This window comes from Micromonospora sp. CNZ296 (assembly GCF_007827635.1).
The window spans coordinates 144,665-165,714 of sequence record NZ_VISW01000007.1 but is presented as its reverse complement, the minus strand read 5'-3'; the positions used below and the strand labels follow the sequence as shown (position 1 = coordinate 165,714).

Below are 21,050 nucleotides of genomic sequence, written 5' to 3'. Positions count from 1 at the left end.
GCGCGAGGAGTGAGCCGGGTCTGCGAGCCCCGCAGTCGGGAACTAGGACGGCATCGTGAGTTTGGAACCCGGCTGGTACGTCGACCCCGCCGACACGGAGACCCGCAGGTGGTGGGACGGCGAGGGCTGGATCGGCGCGCCGATCCCGGTCGACGTCACCCCGCCCGACGGCCCGCCGCCCCCCGAACCGGAGCCCGCGCCGGCCACCCCGACGCCGGCCGCCGAACAGCAGGCCGCCGGTCCCGGCGGCCGCCCCGACGCGGCTTCGACGTCCGGCGCGCCCGGCCGGCCGGGCCCGTGGCCGGGACAGCCGGGTCAACCGGGTCAGCCCGGCCAGGCCGGCCCGTGGCCGGGACAGCCGGGTCAACCGAACCCGTGGCCGGGTCAGCCGGGTCAGCCCGGGCAGCCGGGACAGCCCGGGCCGGGCATGCAGGGACCGCCGCCGGGCTGGCCGTACCCGCACTGGCCGGGCGCACAGCCGATCCCCCGCCCACACGGACTGCCGCTGGCGTCGTACGGCGCCCGGCTGGTCGCGCGCCTGATCGACTTCGGCGTGGTGTTCCTGCTCAACGCCGTTGTCAACGGCTGGTTCGTCTGGCGCTACGTCGAGGCCGTCTCCCCGTACCTGCGTGAATCGGTGCGCCGGGCGCTCAACGGCGACACGTCCACCGAAGGGCTGCCCCAGATCGACGACCAGGCCGGCGGCCTCCAGATCGCCATTCTCGTGATCGCCACCGCGCTCTGGTACGCGTACGAGGTGCCGTCGATGGCGGCGCGCGGTCAGACCTTCGGCAAGCGGCTGATGGGCATTCGCGCGCTGCCGGTCGAGGCGGACCAGCCGCTCGGCTTCGGCCGGGCCACCCGGCGCTGGAGCACGCTCGGCCTGCCGACGCTGCTCTGGTACTGCTGCGGGCTGGGTCTGCTGCTCCAGCTCATCGACGCGATCTCGCCCCTGTTCGACCACCCGCTGCGCCAGGCCCTGCACGACAAGCGGGCGCAGACGGTGGTGGTCCAGCTCCCCCGCAAACGTGACACCGGTACCGCCCCGCCCGAGAGCGCCGACACCCCGGGAGACACCCCATGACCGAGACCGGACGCCACCAGCCTGCGCCGCGGCTCACCCGCGCCGACCTGGACGCGCTGCCCAACTACGTGCCCGGCCGCAGCCCCGCCGACCTGGCCCGGGAGCTGGGCCTGGCCGAGGCGATCAAGCTGGCCAGCAACGAGGTGCCGTACGGCCCGCTGCCGGGTGTGGTGGAGGCGGTCGCCGAGGCGGTCGCCGGTTCGCACCGCTACCCGGACATGGGCGTGGTGGCGCTGCGCCAGGCGCTCGCCGAGCGGTACGGCGTGGACGCCGACCGGATCGCCACCGGCTGCGGTTCGGTGGCGCTGGCCGAGCACCTGGTCCGCGCCACCTGCCTGCCCGGTGACGAGCTGCTCTACTCGTGGCGCTCCTTCGAGGCGTACCCGATCATCGCGGCGACCAGCGGCGCGACAAGCGTGCGGGTGCCGAACGACGCCGGCCACGGCCACGACCTGGACGCGATGGCGGCGGCGGTGACCGACCGGACCCGGATGGTCCTGGTCTGCAACCCGAACAACCCCACCGGTACGGCGGTGCGCCGGGCCGAGCTGGACCGCTTCCTCGACGCGATGCCGGACGACGTGCTCGTGGTGATCGACGAGGCGTACCGGGAGTTCGTCACCGACCCGGAGGTGCCGGACGGCCTGACCTACCTGGACCGGCCGAACGTGGCGGTGCTGCGCACGCTGTCCAAGGCGTGGGGCCTGGCCGGTCTGCGGATCGGCTGGCTGGTCGCGGCGCCGGAGGTGGCCGCCGCAGTGCGCAAGGTGGTCACCCCGTTTTCCACCAGCATGGCCGCCCAGGCCGGCGCGCTGGCCGCGCTCGCGCAGGCCGACGAGGTGGAGCGGCGCTGCGCGCTGGTCGTGGCCGAGCGGGACCGGGTCACCGAGGCGCTGCGCAAGTTCGTCCCGGACGTGCCGGACAGCCAGGCCAACTTCGTCTGGCTGCCGCTGGGCGACCGGGCGGTGGAGTTCGGCCGGGCGTGCGAGGCGCGTGGCGTGATCGTGCGCCCGTTCCCGGGCGACGGCGTCCGGGTCACCATCGGCACCCCGGCCGAGAACGACGCGTTCCTGGCCGCCGCCGAGGCCGCGCTGGCCTGACCGGGCGCGCCCGGCACCGGTCCGTCAACCCCCTACGGACCGGCGCCGGGCGTCTTCGTCCGACCGATCAGACAAGAGCACTATAGGTGCTTTTGTCCGTTTTTAGGCTTGACTCGCCAGATCAGGTCACCGCCAGCAACACCGGCTCGGCCATCAGGAAGTAGCCCTGGTCGTCGTCCTCCGGAGCGGCCTGCTCCCGCAGCCGCTCCACAGCGACGTAGCCGTCCACCGCGTACGCCCGGCCCGGCCGCCAGCCGATCCCGTCCCGGCCCAGGTCGAGCACGAAACCCGACCGGGTCGTACCGGTGAGCGGGTCGACGGTGATCAGTTCCCGCCGGTCGGTCAGCAGGTGCACCCGCCCCGGCTCGGTCGCGAGCACCCGGGCCGGATGGATGTCCGCCCGGCGCCACAGCTCCTCGCCGGTACGCGCCGAGCGCCCGACCACCACCGGGCCGGACGTGTCCACCGCCCGCTCACCGTCGAGCACCGTGTCCGGGTGGTCCAGGCCCGGCGCGGCGGCCGGCTCACCCGGGTCGGTCACCAGCCAGCCCCGGCTGCCCGCGCCGTCCGGCCCGGCGGTACGCAGCCCGCGGCAACCGGAGTGCCCGTCGCGGCAGCCCACCGGCGTGACGACGAGCTGTTCCGGCGCGTCCGGCGGCCGCCAGCGGGTCCGCACCGCACCGGTCGCCGCGTCCCGCAGCTCGACCGCGGCCGGGCCGTCGCAGCTGTCCACGCCGACCAGCTCACCGCTGGCGGTCGTGCCCACGTCGGACCGGCAACCCCTGCTCACGTCCGCGCGCCAGAGCCGGCGGCCGTCGGTGAGGTCGTACCCGCCGATGCCGCCCGGACCGGTCGCGAGCAGCACGGCCCGCCCCTCGGACGTGCGCGCCACGTGTAGTCCGGCCGGATCCCAGACCGTGGCGGCGAAGGTGCGTCGCGGCTCCGGCACCGACCCCGGCTGCGGGCCGTCGGCCCGCCAGGCCACCCGTCCGGTACGCGCGTCGAGCGCCACCAGCTTCCCGTCGGACCAGCGGCTGACCACCGTAGTGCCCTCGGCGAGCACTCCGACCAGCGTCGCCGGCCAGCGGCGGAAGGACCAGAACGGGGTGACCCGGTGCCGTCCGGTGACCGGCTGGTCCGCGTACACCTGACGGGTGCCCGCGTAGACGCGGAGCCGGCCGTCCACGACGAGGGGCGCCACCGGCAGCCGCGCGAGCACCCCGGCGGTCGGCGCGGGCACCGCCGGGTAGGGCTTCCGGGCCGGGGTGTCGACCTCGGCGGGCGCCAGCACCCGGACGACCACGGCGACCGACGCCGCGACGGCGAGCACCGCCACCAGCGCCACCACGGCCCGCCGCCTCGCGGCCTTCGCCATCCGTCACCTCCGCCCCGGCACCCTACCGGCCGCGTGCGGGCCGGGTACGGGGAGCGGCCGGGTCGGCTCAGGCGGCCTCGGTGGATCGGGCGGAACCGGCGGCCAGCGCCAGGTCGGCCAGGTCGCGCCGGAGCGCGCCCTCGACCGCGCGGGCGGCCAGGCCACCGAGGATCAGGGCCAGCACCCGCCCGTACGCCCGGGTCGGCACCGCCTCCTGCTCGACGGTGACCTCGGTGCAGCCACGCCGCCGCCGCTCGACGGTGCGCAGCGTCCAGGTGATCCGGTAGTCGGCGCCGGCACCGCGCGACCCGAGCACCAGGCGGCCGGGCGCGACCGCCTCGATCACCTCGAACTCCTCCGGTTCGGTGCCGCCGTCCGGCCGGACGCGGGTCTCCCGCCACACGGTGCCCGGCCCGAACCCGCCGGTGCCGAGGACCTCGACCGCGTCCACCGCCGAGAGCCAGTCGGCGCGGGCAGGGAGGTCGGTGAGCAGCCGCCACAGATCGGCGTCCTGCGCTTCGATGAATGCGGAAACCGTCACCGTCGACATGGCACCTCCCGTGTCGTACACGGTACGGGCCGTGACCGGAAACGGGGAGCCTCCCGGTGACATTTCCACCACCGGTGCCCCCGGCCGGGGCACCGGTGGTGGCGCAGGAGCGGTCAACCGCGGAGCGCGCCGCCCCGCAGCGCGGTCACGAACGCGGCCCAGCCCGGCGGGCTCACCGCGAGCGCCGGACCGTCCGGGTCCTTCGAGTCGCGTACGCCCACCACGCCGTGCTCGGCGACCACGTTCGTCGCCACCTCGACGCAGAGACCCTGATCGTTCGAGCGGCTGCTGGTGCGCCAGACGGCACCGGTCAACTCGGTCATGCTCGGTCCTTCCTGTTTCGGCTTCCGCGGGTACGCCCCGGCCCGGCACCGCGGGCGGCTCCCGGCTCGACCGGGAGCCACCGGCCGGGGCGTAGGTGATCCGGAGCGATCAACGCCGAAGGAAACGGCCCCGGTCGCACATCGGGTGCGACCGGGGCCGGTTCGGAAGGTCGGATCTCAGCGAGCCGGGAGGATCGTCCCGGTGACCTCGCCCAACGCGACTGCGGTGCCGTCCGGGCCGGGCGCGGCGGCGGTGATCGTCACCGTGTCGCCGTCCTCCAGGAACGTCCGCTCGCTGCCGTCGGCGAACTTGACCGGCTCGGACCCGCCCCAGGTCAGCTCCAGGAACGAACCGACCTGGCCGCGCTCCGGACCGGAGACGGTGCCGGAGGCGTAGAGGTCGCCGGTACGCAGCGACGCGCCGTTGACGGTGAGGTGCGCGAGCTGCTGGGCCGGGGTCCAGTACATGCCGGCGAACGGCGGCTCGGCGACCCGCTCGCCGTTCCACTCGACCGACAGCGTCAGGTCCAGCCCGAGGCGCGGGGTGTCGCGCAGGTAGTCCTGCACCGGCGGGTCCTGGTCCGGCGCGGGCACGAACGCGTCGGACAGCGCCTCCAGCGGCGTCACCCAGGCCGAGACGGAGGTCGCGAACGACTTGCCGAGGAACGGCCCGAGCGGCTGGTACTCCCACGCCTGGATGTCCCGGGCCGACCAGTCGTTGACGAGCACCACGCCGAAGACGTGGTCGGCGAAGTCGGCAACCGGCACCCGCTCGCCGAGCCGGCTCGGCACGCCCACCACGAAGCCCACCTCGGCCTCGATGTCCAGCCGGACCGAGGCGCCGGTGGTCGGGCCCTGCGCGCTGGCCCGCTGGCCGGTCGGGCGGGTCACCGGGGTGCCGGAGACGACCACGGTGCCGGCCCGGCCGTGGTAGCCGATCGGCACGTGCTTCCAGTTCGGCAGCAGCGGCGGCTGGCCGGGCCGGAAGATCTGCCCGACGTTCGAGGCGTGGTGCTCGGAGGAGTAGAAGTCGACGTAGTCGGCCACCTCGAACGGCAGCGCCATCTCGACCTCGTGCAGCGGCACCAGCAGCGGCTCGACCGCCGCCCGGTGCTCCGGCTCGGTGAGCAGCTCGACGACCCGCTGCCGGACCGCCGTCCACTGCGGGCGGCCGAGCGCCATGAAGGCGTTGAGCGTCGGCCGGCCCAGCGCGCCGCCGGCCAGCACCAGACCGGCGGCCTCCGCGCCGGCCAGGTCCAGCGCGAAGTCACCGATGCGGACGCCGACGCGCGGCTCACCCTCGCCGTGCCGGAACACGCCGTACGGCAGGTTCGTCACCCCGTACGGCGACCCTGCCACACCCGGAACCCAGCTCATGCCTCAAAGCCTCCGTTCACCAGCCCCAGCCGGATCAGATCGGTAAGTGGTTCGGAGATGCTGCACGAGCCGTACCCGACCCAGAGCGGGCGCTCGGCGTCGCGGTGCGCCCGGGCCGGCTCGACCACGCGTACCGGGTCGGTGGCGGCGAGCAGCTCGGCCACGCCGTCCACCTCGGCGCCCCCGACGGCGGCGAGCGTGGCGCCCAGCACGTTCACGAAACCGTGGTGGTTGAAGCCGGTCTCCGGGTCGCGGTGCCGGATCGCGTGGTGCAGCCCGGCGGTGAGCTTGAACGGCAGCTTACGGTCCCGGCACGCGCAGATCACCGCGGCCAGCTCGACCGGGGTGGGGAACAGTTCGGCGGCGAGCCCGCCGGTGCGGAACTTGGCGGCCACCGGCAGCCCGGCGGCGCGTGCCTCGGCGAGCGTGTCGAGCGCGCCCATCAGGCCGAAGGTCAGCGGGATCTCCGCGTACACGGCGGCGCCGTCGAGCCGGCCGGCGAGCGTCATCAGCTCGGACAGCCCGGGTTGCGGGTCCTCGCCGCGCTTGGCGACCGGCGCCTCGACCTGCCGGGCGGTCACCCCGTCGGGCGCGAGCGCGTCCAGCGCCTGCGGGAGCTGGTCCAGGCCGGTGTCGCCGATCAGCCCGATCACCAGGCCCTCGGCCGGGTCCACCAGGCCGTTCAACGACCCGCGCTGGATCTCCGAGGCGGGCAGCAGCAGCGGGCCGACCATGTCCGCGTACCACGCGGTTCGGTGGGTGCGGTGCGCGGTCACCGCGTCGGGCAGCGCGGCGTTGCCGGGCGGGAAGACCGCGGCGTCGTCCACCAGGCCGGAGAGGAGGCGGGGCACCTGCGTTGACACGAGACAAGAATGTACGGGACGCTACGAGGAACGGACAACAGCGTCCGATTATCGGACGCCACCGGCCGGAGAACGGGACATATCGGGAGGCGAGATGCCGTACTACCGCAGCGTCGGCGACGTGCCGCGCAAGCGCCACACCCAGTTCCGCCAGCCCGACGGCACTCTCTACGTGGAGGAACTGGTCGGCCAGGAGGGTTTCTCCTCCGACTCGTCGCTGCTCTACCACCGGCACGCGCCGACCGCGATCCTCGCCGCCGAGGAGTACGCCCCGCCCACAGTCACCCGCGTGCCCAACCTGCCGCTCAAGCCGCGCCACCTGCGCACGCACAAGCTCGACGGCACCGGCGCGGACCCGGTGCTCGGCCGGCAGTACCTGCTCGCCAACGACGACGTACGCATCGCGTACGTGCTCGCCGACCGGCCGTCGCCGCTGTTCCGCGACGCCACCGGCGACCACTGCCTCTACCTGGAGGCCGGGTCGATGCGGGTCGAGTCGCCGTTCGGCGTGCTCGACGCGGTCGCGGGCGACTACGTCGTCATCCCCACCTCGACCATCCACCGCCTCGTGCCCACCGGCGACGAGCCGACCCGGCTGCTCGCCGTCGAGGCGTCCGGCCACATCGGGCCGCCCAAGCGCTACCTCTCCGTACGCGGCCAGTTCCTGGAGCACGCGCCCTACTGCGAGCGCGACGTCCGCGGACCGGACACGCCGCTGCTCGTCGACGGCGAGGAGGTGGAGGTGCTCGTCAAGCACCGCCGCGGGTGGACGAGGTACGTCTACGCCAACCACCCGTTCGACGTGGTGGGCTGGGACGGGCACATGTACCCGTGGGCGTTCTCCATCCACGACTTCGAGCCGATCACCGGGCGGATCCACCAGCCCCCGCCCGTGCACCAGACGTTCCAGGGCCCGAACTTCGTGATCTGCTCGTTCGTGCCGCGCAAGGTGGACTACCACCCGGCCGCCATCCCGGTGCCGTACAACCACCACAACGTCGACTCCGACGAGATGCTGTTCTACACCGGCGGCAACTACGAGGCCCGGCGCGGCTCCGGCATCGAGCAGGGCTCGATCTCGCTGCACCCGTCCGGCTTCACCCACGGCCCCCAGCCGGGCGCGGCCGAGCGGTCGATCGGTGCGGAGTTCTTCGACGAGCTGGCGGTCATGGTGGACACGTTCCGCCCGCTCGACCTCTGCGACGCGGCCGCCGACTGCGAGGACGACGGCTACGCGTGGACCTGGGCGCGCAAGTCCTGACGTACGCGAGAAGGGGCCGCGCCCGGCACGGACGCGGCCCCTTCGCACGCGGTCGTCAGAACGTGGACGCGTCGATGACGAAGCGGTAGCGCACGTCGGAGGCGAGCACCCGCTCGTACGCCTCGTTGATCTTCTCGGCCGGAATCACCTCGATCTCGGCGCCCAGCCCGTGCTCGGCGCAGAAGTCGAGCATCTCCTGGGTCTCCGCGATGCCGCCGATGTTCGACCCGGCGAACGACCGCCGGGCCGGGATCAGCGAGAACGCGTGCACCGACAGCGGCTTCTCCGGAGCGCCCACGTTGACCAGCGTCCCGTCCACGGCGAGCAGCCGCAGGTACGCGTCCATGTCGAGGGTCGCGCTCACCGTGTTGATGATCAGGTCGAACGAGCCGGCCAGCTCGGTGAACGTGTCCTCGTCGGAGGTCGCGTAGTAGTGGTCGGCGCCGAGCCGCAGCCCGTCCTCCCGCTTCTTCAGCGACTGCGACAGCACGGTCACCTCGGCGCCCATCGCGTGGGCCAGCTTCACGGCCATGTGGCCGAGACCGCCCATGCCGATCACCGCAACCCGGCGACCCGGCCTGGCGTTCCAGTGCCGCAGCGGCGAGTACGTGGTGATGCCGGCGCAGAGCAGCGGCGCGGCGGCGTCCAGCTCGATGCCGTCCGGGATGCGCAGCACGAAGTCCTCGGTGACCACGATGGCCTGCGAGTAGCCGCCCTGGGTCGGCTCGCCGTCCCGCCCCACCCCGCCGTACGTGCCGGTGCTGCCCTTCAGGCAGTACTGCTCCAGGCCCTTGCGGCAGTTGTCGCACTCCCGGCAGGAGTCGACGAGACAGCCGACGCCGACCCGATCGCCGACGGCGAACTTCGTCACCGCGGGGCCGACCTCACGCACCACGCCCGCGATCTCGTGACCCACCACGATCGGGTAGCGGGTCGGACCCCACTCGCTGCGCGCGGTGTGGATGTCGGAGTGGCAGATGCCGGAGAACTTGATGTCGATGAGAACGTCGTCCGGTCCGAGATCCCGCCGCTCGATCGTGGTCAGGGCGAGCGGTTCGGTCGCGGACGTCGCCGCGTAGGCATTGACGGTGAGCACTGATTCCCGCTTCCTTCAGCCGGTGTTTCCGGTCCTCCTACCCTCTCACCGGCGAGCGAACGCGGTGAATCCGGCCACCACCGACGCGGTGATCGCCCCGACCAGCGGCAACGGGCCGCCGACCAGCGCGTAAACGAGCAACAGCACCACCGCGGCGGCGGCCGCGTAGACCGGGACGACCAGGCCGCGCGACATCGCCTCCCGCAGGCCGGGCTGCCACGTCGCCGGGCGCCGCAGCAGCACCGCCACCCCGGCCACCGCCAGCACCGCGAACAGCCGGGACGCACCCGGCGAGGCCGGGGCCAGCGCCGCGACCAGCACACTCGCGATCAGGGACAACCCGGCCACCGACAGCAGGAGACGCCGGATGCCGGCGTCCACGGTCCGGACCGGGTCGGGACGGGCCACCGGCAGATCGGCCATCGCGGTCAGGTGTTCCAGCGTCTCGGCGTACCGGCGTCGTTCCAGCCGGGCCACGCCCATGTCCTGCCCCGCCTCGCCCAGCCCTGGGTCCAGCCGCAGCGCCTCCCGGTAGGCCCGCTCGGCCAGATCGAACAGTTGCAGCCGCACCGCGACCAGGCCCAGCACCAGGTGCGCCTCCGGCTCGTCCGGCGACAGCTCCACACCCCGCCACGCCGCGTCCAGCGCCGCCTGCCCGTTGCGCGACGCGGAGAGGACGGCGGCGGCACTGCGCTGCGCGTACGCGTCACCCGGCGCACGCGCCAGGATCTCGTCGGCGGTGGCGGCGGCGGGCTTCCAGCGTTCGAGGTCGAGCAGCGCGAACCCGCGTGCCACGAGCGCCGGCACGACCGCCCCGGCGACGGGCGTCTCCGCGCCGGCCGCCTCCTGGGCGGACGCCTCGTCGGCGGCGGCTCCGGCAGCAGGCGGCACGGCGCCCGGCACGTCGCGGGTGGGCGTCTCCGCGGCGAGCGTCCCGAAGGCGGGCGGCTCCGGAACGGACGCGCCGCCGACGGCGGCCACCGCGGCCTCGGCGACGGCGAGCGCCTCGGCCGGGCGGTCGGCGGCCAGGTGCATCCGGGCCAGCATGGTCAACGCGGGCACGTGCGCCGGCTCGGTCGCGATCAGCGCGGTGAGTTCGCCGATCCCCTCGTCGTAGCGCCCCAGCTCGGCGAGCAGGTGGGCGCGTTGCAGGTAACCGTCGGCGGCGGACTGGTCGGGGGCGGCGTCACTCGGCATCCCGGCGAGCGTATCCGCCCGGACCCACCGCGCGCCGAGGGTGCCCGGTGTCAGGCACTCCGGCAGGACACGCCCGCCCGGCCGCCGCACGTCCCCAGACTGCACCACCGGCGCAGCCCGCTCTCGTCCAGGAACAACCACCCGCACCGCCGGTCCGGGCAGACCCGCACCGTGAACCGGGCCGGATCGGCGAGCAGCTGCGCGCCGCTGAACGCGGCGGCGTGCACCGGCAGCCGCAGCCCGGCCGCCAGGTCCGGCCACCACCTGCCGCGTCCGTCGGTCTCGCGCCGGAAGACGAGCGTACGGGCGGCGGCCTCGGCGGCCCGCGCGACAGTCTCGAAGGCAGCGCCGTCGTCCGGGTCGACCAGGCTGGCGTAGAGCGCGGCGCGGAGCGTACGGGCCTCGTCGAGCACCGCCTCCGCCGCTGCCGGGTCACGGCGCGCGAGGTGCAGCAGGCGGTTCGTCGAGACCTCGTCCACCAGCCCGACGTGGCCGGCCCAGACGGCGAGGGTCCGGTAGCCGCGCAGCCACTCTGCGCCGGGCAACGGCGGCTCGTGCCCCCACCCGGCGAGGGTGTTGCAGAAGTCCAGGGCCGGGTGGCCGCCCACGCTCCACGGCAGGCTCTCGTCACCGACCCGGATCTCGTGCATCGGCCGGGCGGCCCGGTCCAGCCGGTCGTCGCCCGCGAGCACCCGGCGCTGCACCTCCCGGAGGCGGGGCCCCGGCTCGACGCCGAAGTCGGCCGCGAGCAGGTCCCGGGTGGCGTTGTAGAGGCGCAGCGCGTCGGCCCGCCGGTCGCCCCGGTACAGGGCGGTCATCAGGACCGCCACGAGGTGTTCCCGCGTCGGGTGCTGGGCGGCCAGCGGCATCAGGTCGGCGACCGCGCGCGTGTGCCGGCCCAGCGCGAGCTGCGCCTCGGCCCGAAGCTCCACGGCGACCAGGCGAAGTTCCTCGACCGTGCCGTGCAGCCGGTCCCGCAGCTCGTCGTCCGCCGCGTCGGCGAGCAACGGCCCGCGCCAGAGGGCGAGCGCCCGGTCGAGCGACCGCACCCGCTCGGCGGGGTCGGCGGCACGCCCGGCCGCCCGGACCAGGTCGGCGAACTCGTCGACGTCGACCCGGTGCCCGTCCTCCTCCACCGCGTAGCCCTCGCCCCGGGTGCTGATCCGCACCCCGTACGGGTTGAGCGAGCCCCGCAGCCGCCCGATGTACGTCTGCACCGCACTCCGGGCCGTGGCCGGCGGCCGGCCGTTCCAGAGCAGGTCGATGAGGCGGTCGGTCGGCACCACCCGGCCCACGTCGAGCAGCAGCACCCCGAGCAGGCAACGCTCCTGACGCCGGCTGCCGACCTCGACCGGCCGGCCGTCGTGGCGGGCCTCGAACGGCCCGAGCAGGCGGAACTCCATACCGAACAGGACGGGTCGGCCCAAGCCCGGGGTTGTCGCGCGACGGTGATCGCGTGGTGAGGAACCCGGCCGGCCGGGTCCGCCCGCTCGACTGTTGCCGCTCGACGCGGTGATCCGGTGGTGACCGGGCCCGGTGATGCTCGCCGCCCGGACCGGCGAGGGATCCGGACCAGCGAGGGATGGAGTGGAACATGCGGTTCAGGATGAGTATCGCGGTGGCGAGCGTCGTGGCGGCGGTGGTCGCGGCCCTACCAGGCTCGGCGTCCGCCGCGCCGGAGCGGCATCCCGCCCCGGGTGCCTGGGAACCGGCGCCCCAGGCGCCGTTCGAGATGCCAGCGGGCGCGCGATGCGAGTTCGCGGTACGGGTCGAGCCGATCGTGGACGAGGTGCGGAAGCTGACGATCGAGGCCTACCCGGACGGCGCGCCGAAGCGGGAGTTGTTCACCGGCGCTCTGATCAACCGGGTCACGAACCTGGAGACCGGCGCCACCTCGACGGCGGACGCGAGCGGCACCGCCCTCGTCGTCTACCGCACCGACGGCTCGATGACCTGGTACGTGACCGGGCCGGTGCTGCTCGGCTTCCGGGAGAACGCCGGCACCCTGCCGAAGGGGCTGTGGATCGTCGACGGCCGGTTCCGGGTGGAGTTCTCCCCCACCTACGACAAGACGATCACGATGCTCCACGGCACTACTCACAACGTCTGCACCGACGTCGACTGATCGGGTGACGCGGTGGCCGGCGTCCCCGGTCACCGCGTCAGCCGGCCGGAGCCTCGTAGATCAGGGCCACCGCGATCCCGGCCAGCCCTTCCCCGCGCCCGGTGAAGCCGAGGCCGTCGGTGGTGGCCGCGGAGACGGTCACCGGCGCGCCCACCGCCTCGGAGAGCACCCGCTGCGCCTCCTCCCGGCGCGGCCCGATCTTGGGGCGGTTGCCGACGACCTGCACCGACACGTTGCCGATCTGGAAGCCCGCCGCCCGTACCCGGCGTGCGCTCTCGGTCAGCAGCGCCACCCCGGAGGCACCGGCCCACTCCGGCTGGTCCACGCCGAAGTTCGCGCCCAGGTCGCCGAGACCGGCAGCGGAGAGCAGGGCGTTGCAGGCGGCGTGCGCGGCAACGTCGGCGTCGGAGTGACCGGCCAGGCCGTCCTGGTCCGGCCAGTGCAGGCCCGCGACCCAGCAGGGCCGCCCGGCCGCGAACGCGTGCACGTCGGTGCCGACAGCCACCCGAGGAACGATCATGACCAGAGGGTACGCACACCTCGGGAGAGATCTTGGTAGCAAAGGGCCCCTGTGAGGGCCGTTTCGTACCAAGATCTCGAAGCCCGCGTGCCGCGCGGGCGCCGCGTCAGGCGCCTGTGGTCAGGAGGTGTTCGGCCAGGGCCATGTCGAACGGGCGGGTGATCTTCAGGGCCAGCTCGGAGCCGGGCACGCACATGACCGCGCCGCCCTGCTTCTCGATCAACCCGGCGTCGTCGGTCAGCGCGTCACCCGCCGACCGATGGGCCGCGACCAGCACCGACCGGCGGAAGCCCTGCGGCGTCTGCACCGCCCGCAGCGCGGACCTGTCGACTGTGCCGAGCACCCGCTCGGTCGCGTCGACCTCCTTGATCGTGTCGACCACCGGCAGTACCGGGATCACCGCGTCGTGCCCGTCGCGGACCGCCGCGGCCACCGACTCGACCAGGTGGGGCGGGGTGAGCGCGCGGGCCGCGTCGTGCACCAGGACGATCTCCGGACCGCCGGGTACTGCCGCGAGTGCCGCCGCCACCGACTCCTGGCGTTCGGCGCCACCGGGGACCACTGTCACCGGGGCGACGGGGGCGAGCATCGCGCGTACCGCCTCGACCTCGGTCGCCGGCGCGGCCACCACGATCGTGTGCACCGACGGCGCGGCGGCGATCCGGCGGACCGCGTGTACGAGCAGCGGCTCACCGGCGAGCAGCCGGAGCGCCTTCGGGGCACCGGGTCCGAGGCGTACCCCGGCACCTGCCGCAGGAACGAGGACCGCGACGTCACCGCGCGGATTGAGCTGCGCGGTCACGTCGCGGTCCTCGGATTCGTTCGCTGCGGGGTGGGTAGAGGCAGAGGCGTGGATCAGGCCTCGGTCAGCACCTTGTCGAGCAGCGTCTCGGCCTCGTCCTTGGTGCTCTTCTCCGCCAGCGCGACCTCGCCGACGAGGATGTCACGGGCCTTGGCGAGCATCCGCTTCTCGCCCGCCGACAGGCCCCGCTCCCGCTCCCGGCGCCACAGGTCGCGGACGACCTCGGCCACCTTCAGCGGGTTACCGGAGGCCAGCTTCTCCAGATTCGCCTTGTAACGCCGCGACCAGTTGGTCGGCTCCTCGGTGTGCGGTGCACGGAGCACGTCGAAGACCTTGCCCAGGCCCTCTTCGCCAACCACTTCGCGCACACCCACGATCTCGGCGTTCTCGGCGGGCACCCGGACCGTCAGGTCACCCTGTGCGACCCTCAGGACGAGGTATTCCCTGGGCTCGCCCTTGATGACCCGAGTCTCGATTGCCTCGATGAGTGCGGCCCCGTGGTGGGGGTAAACAACGGTCTCGCCGACACTGAAAACCATAGGTTCGAAACCCCTTTCGCTGTGTCTAGGGTAACACGCTCAGGCACCGATGTCTCACCGCTGTCCTGATCGTTGGCGCAGCTCAGGGGCCCTGTGAGAGGTATTTCTTCAGCTTGACAGGCGGTCAAACCGATGCTTTCGACACGCTCCGTGAGGAACACGTGACAACCCGGTAAGGGGTGACGGGAGCGTCCAGATCTAGGGCAATGCGCTCCTTCCATGGTAGCTCCGCAAGTCCGTCCGCGCCCAGGTGTGGCGTTACGGCGGTCGGTGCGGGACGCTGGTGAGGGACGTGACGTCCGCTCACCGAGACGTTCCTGGGGGTCCGATGGGCGTGCCTGACGCTGACGGCCAGGGGCCGCCGGACGGGCTGCCCGGCCTGCCTCCGGAGTGGGGCCGGGTGGTCGTCCCGGACGACGCCTCGGCGCTCGCCGACGAGGCCCGGCAGGTCCGCCGGGAGCTGCGCCGCGCGCGGCAGGGCTCCGGCCGGCGTGCCGTTCCGGCCCGCCTCGGGCTGCCGGTGCTGATCCTGCTCGTGTCGGTGCTCGTCACACTCGCCGGGCTGGCCGCCGTCACCTGGCCGCGCACCACCACGCGGTCCGGCGCGCCGACGGTGCTCCCCCGCTCCACCACCGCGCCGCAACCGGTCGGCCCGCTGCCCGCGCTGGACCTGGTCGGCGCGGACGACACGCCGGTACCGCTGCGCAGCCTGCTGCCCGCCATGATCATCCTGGTCGACGCCTGCGCCTGCGCCGAGCAGGTCGGCACCGCGGCGCGCGCCGCGCCGCCCGGCGTCACTGTGGTCACCGTGACCGAGGGCCGCAGCGCCGGACCCGCGAGCGTCCCCGGGGTACGCCCGCTCGGCGACCCGGCCGGCGGCCTGCGCTCCTACCTGCACCTGTCCGCCCACCCCGGCACCGCCGCCGCGCTGCTCGTGGACCGGCAGGGCTCGCTGGTCCGGGTGGTGCCGGAGCTGGGCCCGCTGTCGGACTACGGCGCCGACCTGGCCCGGCTGGGCAGCTGACAGGCCGGTCCGGGAGCGCCGGCTGGGCGGCTGAGCTGCCGGCCCGAGGAGGCGGGAGCTGCCGGTGCCCGGCGCGCGACAGCTGTCAGTAGAGCGCTTCGAGCCGGGCGTCCAGCTCGGCCCGGCCGCGTACACCGGTGAACCGCACCAGCACCGGCGCGCCGGTGCCGCCCAGGAAGGGCAGCTCCAGTCGCCCGCCGCAGCGGAGGAACCGCCGCGCGTCGCCGGTCCCGGTGCCGGACAGCTGCACGGCGATCGATCCATCCCCGGAGCAGCTCACCGACAGCCGGTAGTCGTCGCCCCGCGAGGGATTCACCTGCCGTACGACGGGCGGCCCGTCCGGCGTCAGGTCGGACGTCTCCCGCCACACCACGTGCGACACCTGGAGCACACGCGAGGTGCCGTCGTCCTCGACCCGGATCACCACCGACCGGTCCGGCGCCGTCGCCGGGGCACGGAGTGCCCGGGGCGTCGGGTCGCGCCCCGGTCGTGCCGGCCAGGCGTCGCCGGTCGACGGGTCGACCCGCCAGGTTCGGGCGACGGGTTCGGCGCTCGCGGGCGGCGCCGGCACGGCCGTGACCGCACCCGGCTCGGGTGCCGCCGACCGCCACCAGGCCGCGCCGGCCGCCAGCGCCAGAACGGTCAGGACGGTCAGCGGTACCCGTCCGTCCCGCTCGTCGGAGGCCATGACGGCAGCGTATCCGCGCGGCCCGGGCGGGGCGAGCCGTCAGCCCACCCGTTCCAGCAGCACCGCGTAGAGCGTCAGGCCCGGTCCGAACGCGAGCATCACCACCCAGCGCGGCGGCGACGGCTCCGTACGCCACAGCCGGTCCAGAATCAGCAGCACGGTCGGGGACGAGCAGTTGCCGTGCTCGGCGAGCGTCCCCCGGGAGGCAGCGAGCCCGTCCGGCGGCAGGGCCAGCTCACGCTCCACCACGTTGAGGATCCGCGGACCGCCCGGATGCACCGCCCAGCCGTCCACGTCGGAGCGCTCGCACCCGTGCCGCGCCAGCAGCTCGTCGATCAGCGTCCGCACGTGCCGGGACAGGACCTGCGGCACCTTCGGCGACAGCCCCATCCGGAAACCGGTGTCGGTGACGTCCCAGGTCATGTGATCGGCGGTGGAGGTGTCGGTGACCGAGGTGACCTCGCGCAGCGCGTACCCCCGGCCGCCGGGGACGACCACGGCGGCGACCGCGGCGTCCGAGAACAGCGCGTGGGAGACGATCTGCTGGGTGTCCACCCGGGCACCAGGCGGCTGGATGTGCAGGCTGGTCAGCTCCGCGCAGAGCAGCAGCGCGGGCCGCCCGCGGGCGGTGACGAAGTCGCTCGCCGCGCCCAGCCCGGGCAGGGCCGCGTAACAGCCCATGTGCCCGACGAACATGCGCTGGGTGCTCGGCGACATCCCCAGATCCCGGGCGAGCAGGATGTCCAGCCCCGGGGTGGCGTACCCGGTGCACGAGCAGACGATGAACAGCCCGATGTCGGAGGCGTCCAGGCCGGCGGCGGTGAGAGCCCGGCTGACCGCCTCCTTGCCCAGCGGCAGCGCCTCGACCTGGTAGCGGCGCATCCGGCGCTCGGTCGGCCACTCCGAGACGTCCTCCAGCAGCGGGTTGACCGCCGCCTGCCGCCGGGTCACGCCCGAGTTCGCGAAGATCCGCTCGGCCAGCGCCCGGGTGTTCCCCTGGAAGTGCTTCGCGAAGAAGCCCGTCCACAGTTCGTCCTGCATCGCAGCCGGCGGTTGTGCCGTACCCAGACCCGCGATCACCGGTATGCCCACGTCCCCCACCCCTCGCCCTTCACTCACTCCTCGCGCTCACCCTGGTCACCGTGCCGCTTTTCGTTCGCGACTGCGGGGCTCGCAAGACCGGCTCACTCCTCGCGCTCACCGTGCCGCTTTTCGTTCGCGACTGCGGGGCTCGCAGAACCGGCTCACTCCTCGCGCTCACCGTGCCGCTTTTCGTTCGCGACTGCGGGGCTCGCAAAACCGGCTCACTCCTCGCGCTCACCAACGAGGGAGCGCGCTGTCCCGGTCCGGGTCGCCGCCCAGTGCGGCGATGCCGAGCCAGTCGGCGCACACGTCGGACGTGGCCGGATGCAGCGAGCCGCAGCGGGCGTCCCGGTAGAGCCGCTCCAGCGGATGCCCGCGGCGGGTCGCCGACGTACCGGCCGCCTCCAGCATGGAGGCCGCCACCTCGGCGGCTGTGGTGCCGGCGAGCAGCTTGGCCCGCCACACCCAGCGGTTCGTCTCGGCGTCGCCGGGTGCCTCGTCGACCCGGCGGGCCGCCTCGGCGACCACCAGTTCGGCGGCGGCGGTGGCCGCGTCGGCCCGGCCCAGGCGGGCCCGCACCGCGGGCAGCCCGGCGAGGTTGCGGGCGTTGAGGTGCTCGGCCGCGGCGTCGATGGCGGCCCGGGCCACGCCGACGTAGACCGCCGCGTAGCTCGCCACCAGCCAGTGCGGCATGAGCTGGGCGACGACCAGGGCCAGCCCTTCGACGCCGCCGAGCAGCCGGTCGGCCGGGACCGTCACGTCCAGGTGCACGTCGTGCGAGGAGGTGGCCCGCATGCCGAGCGAGTCCCAGGTGGGCTCGACGGTGATCCCCTCTCCGGCCGGGACCAGGAACTGGGACACCACGGACTGGTCGGCGGCGCTGCGGGCGGCCACCAGGTAGCCGTCCGGGTGGCCGGCGCCGGAGCAGAACGTCTTGCTGCCCTTGATGTGCCAGCCGCCGTCGACCGGCTCGTAGACGGTGCTGAGCTGCGACAACCGGGCGCCGGCGCCGCGTTCGCTCATCGCCACCGCGTACCAGGCGCCGTCGGCCGCCGCGCGCAGCAGCCGGTCCCGCGCCGCCAGCGCCTCGTCCGGTACGCCGAGTGCCTCGGCCAGTTCCTCGGTGACCGCGCCGAGCGCCCCGGTGACCGAGGCGTGCATGTTGAACACCAGCGCGGTCGCGCCGTTGCCACGGGCCAGTTCGGTGGCGACAGCGGCGTACTCGGCGAAGCTCGCGCCCGTGCCGCCCAGCTCGGGGGGCACCATCAGGCCGAACAGCCCTGCTGCCCGCAGGTCCGCGAAGTCGTCCACGGGGAACGAGCCGTCGCGGTCGTGCTCGGCCGCGCGGGCGGCCAGTCGCGGCGCCAACCGGCGGGCCGCCTCCAGCGCGTGCACAGTCATGTCGCCCCCTTCTCGGCGTCCTTTACCCCGGGCGGCCCCGGCTACCCGCCCCGGCGCCCCCAGCCCTGGTACAGCACCGCCGTCGACCGGGTCGGCACGATGCGCGGTTCGGTCCTGCCCGGACGGACGGCGCCGCCGCGCATGCGTCGCAGCAGCCAGGCCAGCGTGCCGCCCAGCTCCGGCCGGACCCCGCGCACCGTCAACGACACGCCGTGCCGGGCGCACTCGGCGACCAGCGCGCGGGCGTCGACGAACAACCGCGGGTCGTGGATGCCGCGCGGCACTGTGGGCAGCCGTTCGCCCAGCTCCACAGCGATCAGCCGGGCCGGCAGCGTGTCGTTGAGCGTGTCCAGCACCAGCAGGCCGCCCGGGCGTAGCAGCCGGCACGCCTCGGCGACCGCCCGCCGCCAGTCCGGTACGTGCTCCAGCAGCTCACCGGCGGAGACCACCGCCGCGCAGCCGTCGGCCAGCGGCACCGCCGTCGCGTCGGCCTGGACCACCGTCACGCCGTGCGCGGCGGCCTGGTCGAGCGCGGAGCGGGTCAGGTCGACCCCGACGTGGCGGTAACCCTTGCCGGCCAGGTGCGGCGCCAGCAGCCCGGCGCCACAGCCCAGGTCGACGAGCAGGTCGTCCGGGGTGGACGCCGCTGGTACCAGCGCCGCCCGGGCCCGGGCCAGCCAGTGCAGCATCGCGAACGCGCCGTCCGGCCGCCACCACTCGCCGGCCAGGTCGTCGTACTGCCGGGGGTCGTTCGGCGGCAGCACCCGGTACGGAGTGGACACCGGCGACGCGTCGGGCATGCGTCGAGCGTGGCACGACTGCCCGGTAACGACCAGACTTCCCTTATGTCGACACGGGTGTTAGGGCTGGTCAGGGCGAGCCATCCGGAGCCCGCGGCGGCGGTCACGGTGGTCGCCGCGCTGCTCGCCGCCGGTGTCGGGCACTCGGCGGCGGGTGTCGTGGTCGTGGCGCTGACGGTGCTGGCCAGCCAGCTCGCGGTCGGGTGGAGCAACGACCTGATCGACGCCGAGCGGGACGCCGCTGTGGGGCGTACCGACAAACCGGTGACCACCGGCGAGGTCGCCCGGCCGACGCTGGCCCGGGCCACGGCGGTGGCCGCCGTCGCCGTGCCGGTGCTCGCGCTGGCCGGCGGCCCGGCCGCGGCGGCCTGCGCCACGCTGGGCCTCGTCTCCGCGCTGCTCTACAACCGGCCGCTGAAGTCGACGCCGGTGTCGGTGCTGCCCTACGCGGTCTCGTTCGGCGCGCTGCCCGCGTTCGTGGTGCTGGCACTGCCCGGCTCGCCGGTGCCCCCGGCCTGGCTGGTGGCCGCCGCCGCGCTGCTCGGCGCCGGCGCGCACTTCGCGAACGTGCTGCCGGACCTGGCCGACGACGCCCGGACCGGGGTGCGCGGCCTGCCGCACCGGCTCGGGCCGGTGGGCAGCCGGCTGGCCGCCGCCGGGCTGCTGCTCGCGGCCACCGTCGCGCTGGTCCTCGGCCCGCCCGGGCCGCCGTCGTGGACCGGCCTGTCGGCGGTCGCCGCCGCCGTGGCCGTGCCGGCGGTCGGCTGGTACGCGGGACGCGCGACAGCCGGACGCTCGGCGACCGCCTTCCGGGCGGTCCTGGTGGTGGCGCTCATCGATGTGGTGCTGCTGGTGACGAGCGGCCGGGTGGTCTGAGGAGTCCACTCCGAGGTGGCATTGCCGGGTCCGCGTGCGGGCCTCGATCAGCTCCAACTACCCTGGAGCGCGGTCTGCGCGGGTATGGCCACCCCGTGCCCGGTGGTCGACCGGGCGGGGATCGTGACGAGGAGGACCGACGTGACGCGCTCGATCAGGGGTTCCCGGGGGCCGGCCCTGCTGCTGGCCGGCACGGCGGCGGCGAGCCTGCTGCTGTCCGGGTGCGGCGCCGGGCAGATTTCCGAGACCGCCAACAAGATCCCGTCGGTACAGGGCGTCAACGTCCAGACCTCCGACAACCTCTTCAAGGTGCGCGGGCTCTACGTGCAGTTCCCGGGCCCGAAGGGCTACGAGGCCGGGTCGAACGCACCGGTCAACGTGGTGATCTACAACGACAGCGAGAAGCCGGTGACAGTGACGGTCACCACCGACAGCGCGCGGGAGATCGTGCTCACCGGCTCCGGCGCGGGTGAGAGCGGCGCGGCCACCCCGACCGGTTCGCCCACCGAGCCGGTCACCACCTCGCCGACCGCGAGCGACCCGAGCGCGTCGCCGAGCCAGTCGCTGGAGGTGACCGGGTCGCCGTCGGCCAGCCCGTCGCCGAGCGAGTCCGCGCCCGCCGGTCAGCCGGCCCGGATCGAGATCCCGGCCCTCAGCTACGCCCAGCTCAACGCCGGCAACCCGCGGTTCCTCCAGCTCGTCGGCCTGAACGAGAAGCTGCTCGTCGGCCAGCAGGTCAACCTGACCTTCGACTTCGGCGACGGCAAGGTCGTCAAGACCCCGGCGCCGATCGGCATCCCGCTGACCCCGGAGGCCACGCCGTCGAAGATCGTGAACCCGCGTGAGCACGCCGGTGAGGACGGCGGCGCCGAGGGCGGCCACTGACCTCTCCCCTCCTTCCGTCGGCACCGCCGCCGTGGCCAGCGCCACGCCGGCGGTGTCGCCGTTCCGGGTGGGCTTTCGTCG

At 74.3% G+C, this 21,050-nt stretch carries 22 protein-coding genes; 7 read left to right on the top strand and 15 right to left on the bottom strand.

From position 1 onward, the window contains the following. The first annotated feature begins 55 nt into the window (after nt 1–55). Together FB455_RS14205 and hisC are read left to right on the top strand one after the other, a co-directional pair. On the top strand, nt 56–1,084 hold the full coding sequence (locus tag FB455_RS14205; protein WP_145753649.1) for an RDD family protein: 1,029 nt from the start codon (nt 56–58) through the stop codon (nt 1,082–1,084). Then, a complete protein-coding gene (gene hisC, locus FB455_RS14200; protein ID WP_013475036.1) occupies nt 1,081–2,184 on the top strand; it encodes a histidinol-phosphate transaminase in 1,104 nt (367 codons plus the stop codon). Before FB455_RS14205 ends, hisC begins: the two co-directional genes overlap by 4 nt. Before the next feature lie 121 nt (nt 2,185–2,305). On the opposite strand, the gene FB455_RS14195 is transcribed toward hisC, so the two are convergent. The 5 genes from FB455_RS14195 to FB455_RS14175 all read right to left on the bottom strand — a co-directional run bounded on the left by FB455_RS14195 (nt 2,306) and on the right by FB455_RS14175 (nt 6,672). Continuing rightward, entirely contained in the window at nt 2,306–3,559 is a 1,254-nt protein-coding gene (locus tag FB455_RS14195; RefSeq protein WP_071097558.1) for an outer membrane protein assembly factor BamB family protein, read from the bottom strand. Nucleotides 3,560–3,626: 67 nt separating this feature from the next. Continuing rightward, the gene (locus FB455_RS14190) at nt 3,627–4,109 is read right to left on the bottom strand and encodes an SRPBCC family protein (RefSeq protein ID WP_013288926.1); all 483 of its coding nucleotides are present in this window, start codon (nt 4,107–4,109) and stop codon (nt 3,627–3,629) included. Between the two features lie 113 nt (nt 4,110–4,222). Continuing rightward, nucleotides 4,223–4,432 carry a DUF397 domain-containing protein gene (locus FB455_RS14185; RefSeq protein ID WP_013288927.1) on the bottom strand — a complete coding sequence of 70 codons (210 nt, stop codon included), beginning with the start codon at nt 4,430–4,432 and terminating at the stop codon, nt 4,223–4,225. A 177-nt stretch (nt 4,433–4,609) separates the two neighbouring features. After that, nucleotides 4,610–5,809, bottom strand: a complete 1,200-nt coding sequence (gene fahA / locus FB455_RS14180; RefSeq protein WP_145753647.1) for a fumarylacetoacetase — start codon at nt 5,807–5,809, stop codon at nt 4,610–4,612. Next, the gene (locus FB455_RS14175) at nt 5,806–6,672 is read right to left on the bottom strand and encodes a hypothetical protein (protein ID WP_071097554.1); all 867 of its coding nucleotides are present in this window, start codon (nt 6,670–6,672) and stop codon (nt 5,806–5,808) included. Before FB455_RS14175 ends, fahA begins: the two co-directional genes overlap by 4 nt. A gap of 94 nt (nt 6,673–6,766) precedes the next feature. Here FB455_RS14175 and FB455_RS14170 point away from each other — a divergent pair, with 94 nt between their 5' ends. Then, nucleotides 6,767–7,933, top strand: a complete 1,167-nt coding sequence (locus FB455_RS14170) for a homogentisate 1,2-dioxygenase (RefSeq protein WP_145753644.1) — start codon at nt 6,767–6,769, stop codon at nt 7,931–7,933. A gap of 55 nt (nt 7,934–7,988) precedes the next feature. Here FB455_RS14170 and FB455_RS14165 read toward each other — a convergent pair whose 3' ends face one another. Genes FB455_RS14165 through FB455_RS14155 form a run of 3 tightly spaced genes read right to left on the bottom strand, consistent with a single transcriptional unit; the run spans nt 7,989 to nt 11,653 of the window. After that, a complete protein-coding gene (locus FB455_RS14165; protein ID WP_145753641.1) occupies nt 7,989–9,029 on the bottom strand; it encodes an NAD(P)-dependent alcohol dehydrogenase in 1,041 nt (346 codons plus the stop codon). A gap of 45 nt (nt 9,030–9,074) precedes the next feature. Then, nucleotides 9,075–10,226 (bottom strand): tetratricopeptide repeat protein, encoded by a 1,152-nt coding sequence (locus tag FB455_RS14160; RefSeq protein ID WP_145753639.1) that lies wholly within the window; start codon nt 10,224–10,226, stop codon nt 9,075–9,077. 50 nt (nt 10,227–10,276) lie between these two features. Further along, on the bottom strand, nt 10,277–11,653 hold the full coding sequence (locus FB455_RS14155; RefSeq protein WP_255368189.1) for a BTAD domain-containing putative transcriptional regulator: 1,377 nt from the start codon (nt 11,651–11,653) through the stop codon (nt 10,277–10,279). Between the two features lie 167 nt (nt 11,654–11,820). Here FB455_RS14155 and FB455_RS14150 point away from each other — a divergent pair, with 167 nt between their 5' ends. Further along, nucleotides 11,821–12,351, top strand: a complete 531-nt coding sequence (locus FB455_RS14150) for a hypothetical protein (protein ID WP_013288934.1) — start codon at nt 11,821–11,823, stop codon at nt 12,349–12,351. A 37-nt stretch (nt 12,352–12,388) separates the two neighbouring features. On the opposite strand, the gene ispF is transcribed toward FB455_RS14150, so the two are convergent. The 3 genes from ispF to FB455_RS14135 form a co-directional block, all read right to left on the bottom strand. Further along, a complete protein-coding gene (gene ispF / locus FB455_RS14145) occupies nt 12,389–12,871 on the bottom strand; it encodes a 2-C-methyl-D-erythritol 2,4-cyclodiphosphate synthase (protein ID WP_013288935.1) in 483 nt (160 codons plus the stop codon). 106 nt (nt 12,872–12,977) lie between these two features. Then, a complete protein-coding gene (gene ispD / locus FB455_RS14140) occupies nt 12,978–13,673 on the bottom strand; it encodes a 2-C-methyl-D-erythritol 4-phosphate cytidylyltransferase (RefSeq protein ID WP_145753637.1) in 696 nt (231 codons plus the stop codon). 53 nt (nt 13,674–13,726) lie between these two features. Beyond that, complete coding sequence (locus tag FB455_RS14135; RefSeq protein WP_013288937.1) at nt 13,727–14,212, bottom strand: CarD family transcriptional regulator; 486 nt, start codon at nt 14,210–14,212, stop codon at nt 13,727–13,729. 328 nt (nt 14,213–14,540) lie between these two features. Between FB455_RS14135 and FB455_RS14130 the strand changes: the two genes are divergently transcribed. Beyond that, nucleotides 14,541–15,236, top strand: coding sequence for a hypothetical protein (locus tag FB455_RS14130; protein ID WP_030272022.1), 696 nt, complete (start codon nt 14,541–14,543; stop codon nt 15,234–15,236). 85 nt (nt 15,237–15,321) lie between these two features. Here the strand turns inward: FB455_RS14130 and FB455_RS14125 are convergent, their stop codons facing one another. The 4 genes from FB455_RS14125 to FB455_RS14110 form a co-directional block, all read right to left on the bottom strand. Further along, the gene (locus tag FB455_RS14125; protein ID WP_047893202.1) at nt 15,322–15,924 is read right to left on the bottom strand and encodes a hypothetical protein; all 603 of its coding nucleotides are present in this window, start codon (nt 15,922–15,924) and stop codon (nt 15,322–15,324) included. A gap of 39 nt (nt 15,925–15,963) precedes the next feature. Beyond that, complete coding sequence (locus tag FB455_RS14120; RefSeq protein ID WP_041799370.1) at nt 15,964–17,016, bottom strand: type III polyketide synthase; 1,053 nt, start codon at nt 17,014–17,016, stop codon at nt 15,964–15,966. Between the two features lie 225 nt (nt 17,017–17,241). Continuing rightward, nucleotides 17,242–18,408: an acyl-CoA dehydrogenase family protein gene (locus FB455_RS14115; RefSeq protein WP_047893200.1), complete on the bottom strand. Its 1,167-nt coding sequence runs from the start codon at nt 18,406–18,408 to the stop codon at nt 17,242–17,244. Nucleotides 18,409–18,449: 41 nt separating this feature from the next. Continuing rightward, nucleotides 18,450–19,208 carry a methyltransferase domain-containing protein gene (locus FB455_RS14110; RefSeq protein ID WP_013288942.1) on the bottom strand — a complete coding sequence of 253 codons (759 nt, stop codon included), beginning with the start codon at nt 19,206–19,208 and terminating at the stop codon, nt 18,450–18,452. 45 nt (nt 19,209–19,253) lie between these two features. On the opposite strand from FB455_RS14110, the gene FB455_RS14105 reads away from it, so the two are divergent. Next, a complete protein-coding gene (locus FB455_RS14105; RefSeq protein WP_114919053.1) occupies nt 19,254–20,084 on the top strand; it encodes a UbiA family prenyltransferase in 831 nt (276 codons plus the stop codon). A gap of 141 nt (nt 20,085–20,225) precedes the next feature. After that, nucleotides 20,226–20,969, top strand: coding sequence for a hypothetical protein (locus tag FB455_RS14100; RefSeq protein WP_114919054.1), 744 nt, complete (start codon nt 20,226–20,228; stop codon nt 20,967–20,969). The last annotated feature ends 81 nt before the right edge of the window (nt 20,970–21,050 follow it).

What these genes read in the sequence shown, in the direction of transcription:
- hisC (WP_013475036.1), top strand. Translation starts at nt 1,081, where the DNA reads ATGACCGAGACCGGACGCCACCAGCCTGCGCCGCGGCTCACCCGCGCC.
- FB455_RS14195 (WP_071097558.1), bottom strand. Translation starts at nt 3,559, where the DNA reads ATGGCGAAGGCCGCGAGGCGGCGGGCCGTGGTGGCGCTGGTGGCGGTG.
- FB455_RS14190 (WP_013288926.1), bottom strand. Translation starts at nt 4,109, where the DNA reads ATGTCGACGGTGACGGTTTCCGCATTCATCGAAGCGCAGGACGCCGAT.
- FB455_RS14185 (WP_013288927.1), bottom strand. Translation starts at nt 4,432, where the DNA reads ATGACCGAGTTGACCGGTGCCGTCTGGCGCACCAGCAGCCGCTCGAAC.
- fahA (WP_145753647.1), bottom strand. Translation starts at nt 5,809, where the DNA reads ATGAGCTGGGTTCCGGGTGTGGCAGGGTCGCCGTACGGGGTGACGAAC.
- FB455_RS14170 (WP_145753644.1), top strand. Translation starts at nt 6,767, where the DNA reads ATGCCGTACTACCGCAGCGTCGGCGACGTGCCGCGCAAGCGCCACACC.
- FB455_RS14160 (WP_145753639.1), bottom strand. Translation starts at nt 10,226, where the DNA reads ATGCCGAGTGACGCCGCCCCCGACCAGTCCGCCGCCGACGGTTACCTG.
- FB455_RS14150 (WP_013288934.1), top strand. Translation starts at nt 11,821, where the DNA reads ATGCGGTTCAGGATGAGTATCGCGGTGGCGAGCGTCGTGGCGGCGGTG.
- ispF (WP_013288935.1), bottom strand. Translation starts at nt 12,871, where the DNA reads ATGATCGTTCCTCGGGTGGCTGTCGGCACCGACGTGCACGCGTTCGCG.
- FB455_RS14135 (WP_013288937.1), bottom strand. Translation starts at nt 14,212, where the DNA reads ATGGTTTTCAGTGTCGGCGAGACCGTTGTTTACCCCCACCACGGGGCC.
- FB455_RS14130 (WP_030272022.1), top strand. Translation starts at nt 14,541, where the DNA reads ATGGGCGTGCCTGACGCTGACGGCCAGGGGCCGCCGGACGGGCTGCCC.
- FB455_RS14125 (WP_047893202.1), bottom strand. Translation starts at nt 15,924, where the DNA reads ATGGCCTCCGACGAGCGGGACGGACGGGTACCGCTGACCGTCCTGACC.
- FB455_RS14115 (WP_047893200.1), bottom strand. Translation starts at nt 18,408, where the DNA reads ATGACTGTGCACGCGCTGGAGGCGGCCCGCCGGTTGGCGCCGCGACTG.
- FB455_RS14110 (WP_013288942.1), bottom strand. Translation starts at nt 19,208, where the DNA reads ATGCCCGACGCGTCGCCGGTGTCCACTCCGTACCGGGTGCTGCCGCCG.
- FB455_RS14105 (WP_114919053.1), top strand. Translation starts at nt 19,254, where the DNA reads ATGTCGACACGGGTGTTAGGGCTGGTCAGGGCGAGCCATCCGGAGCCC.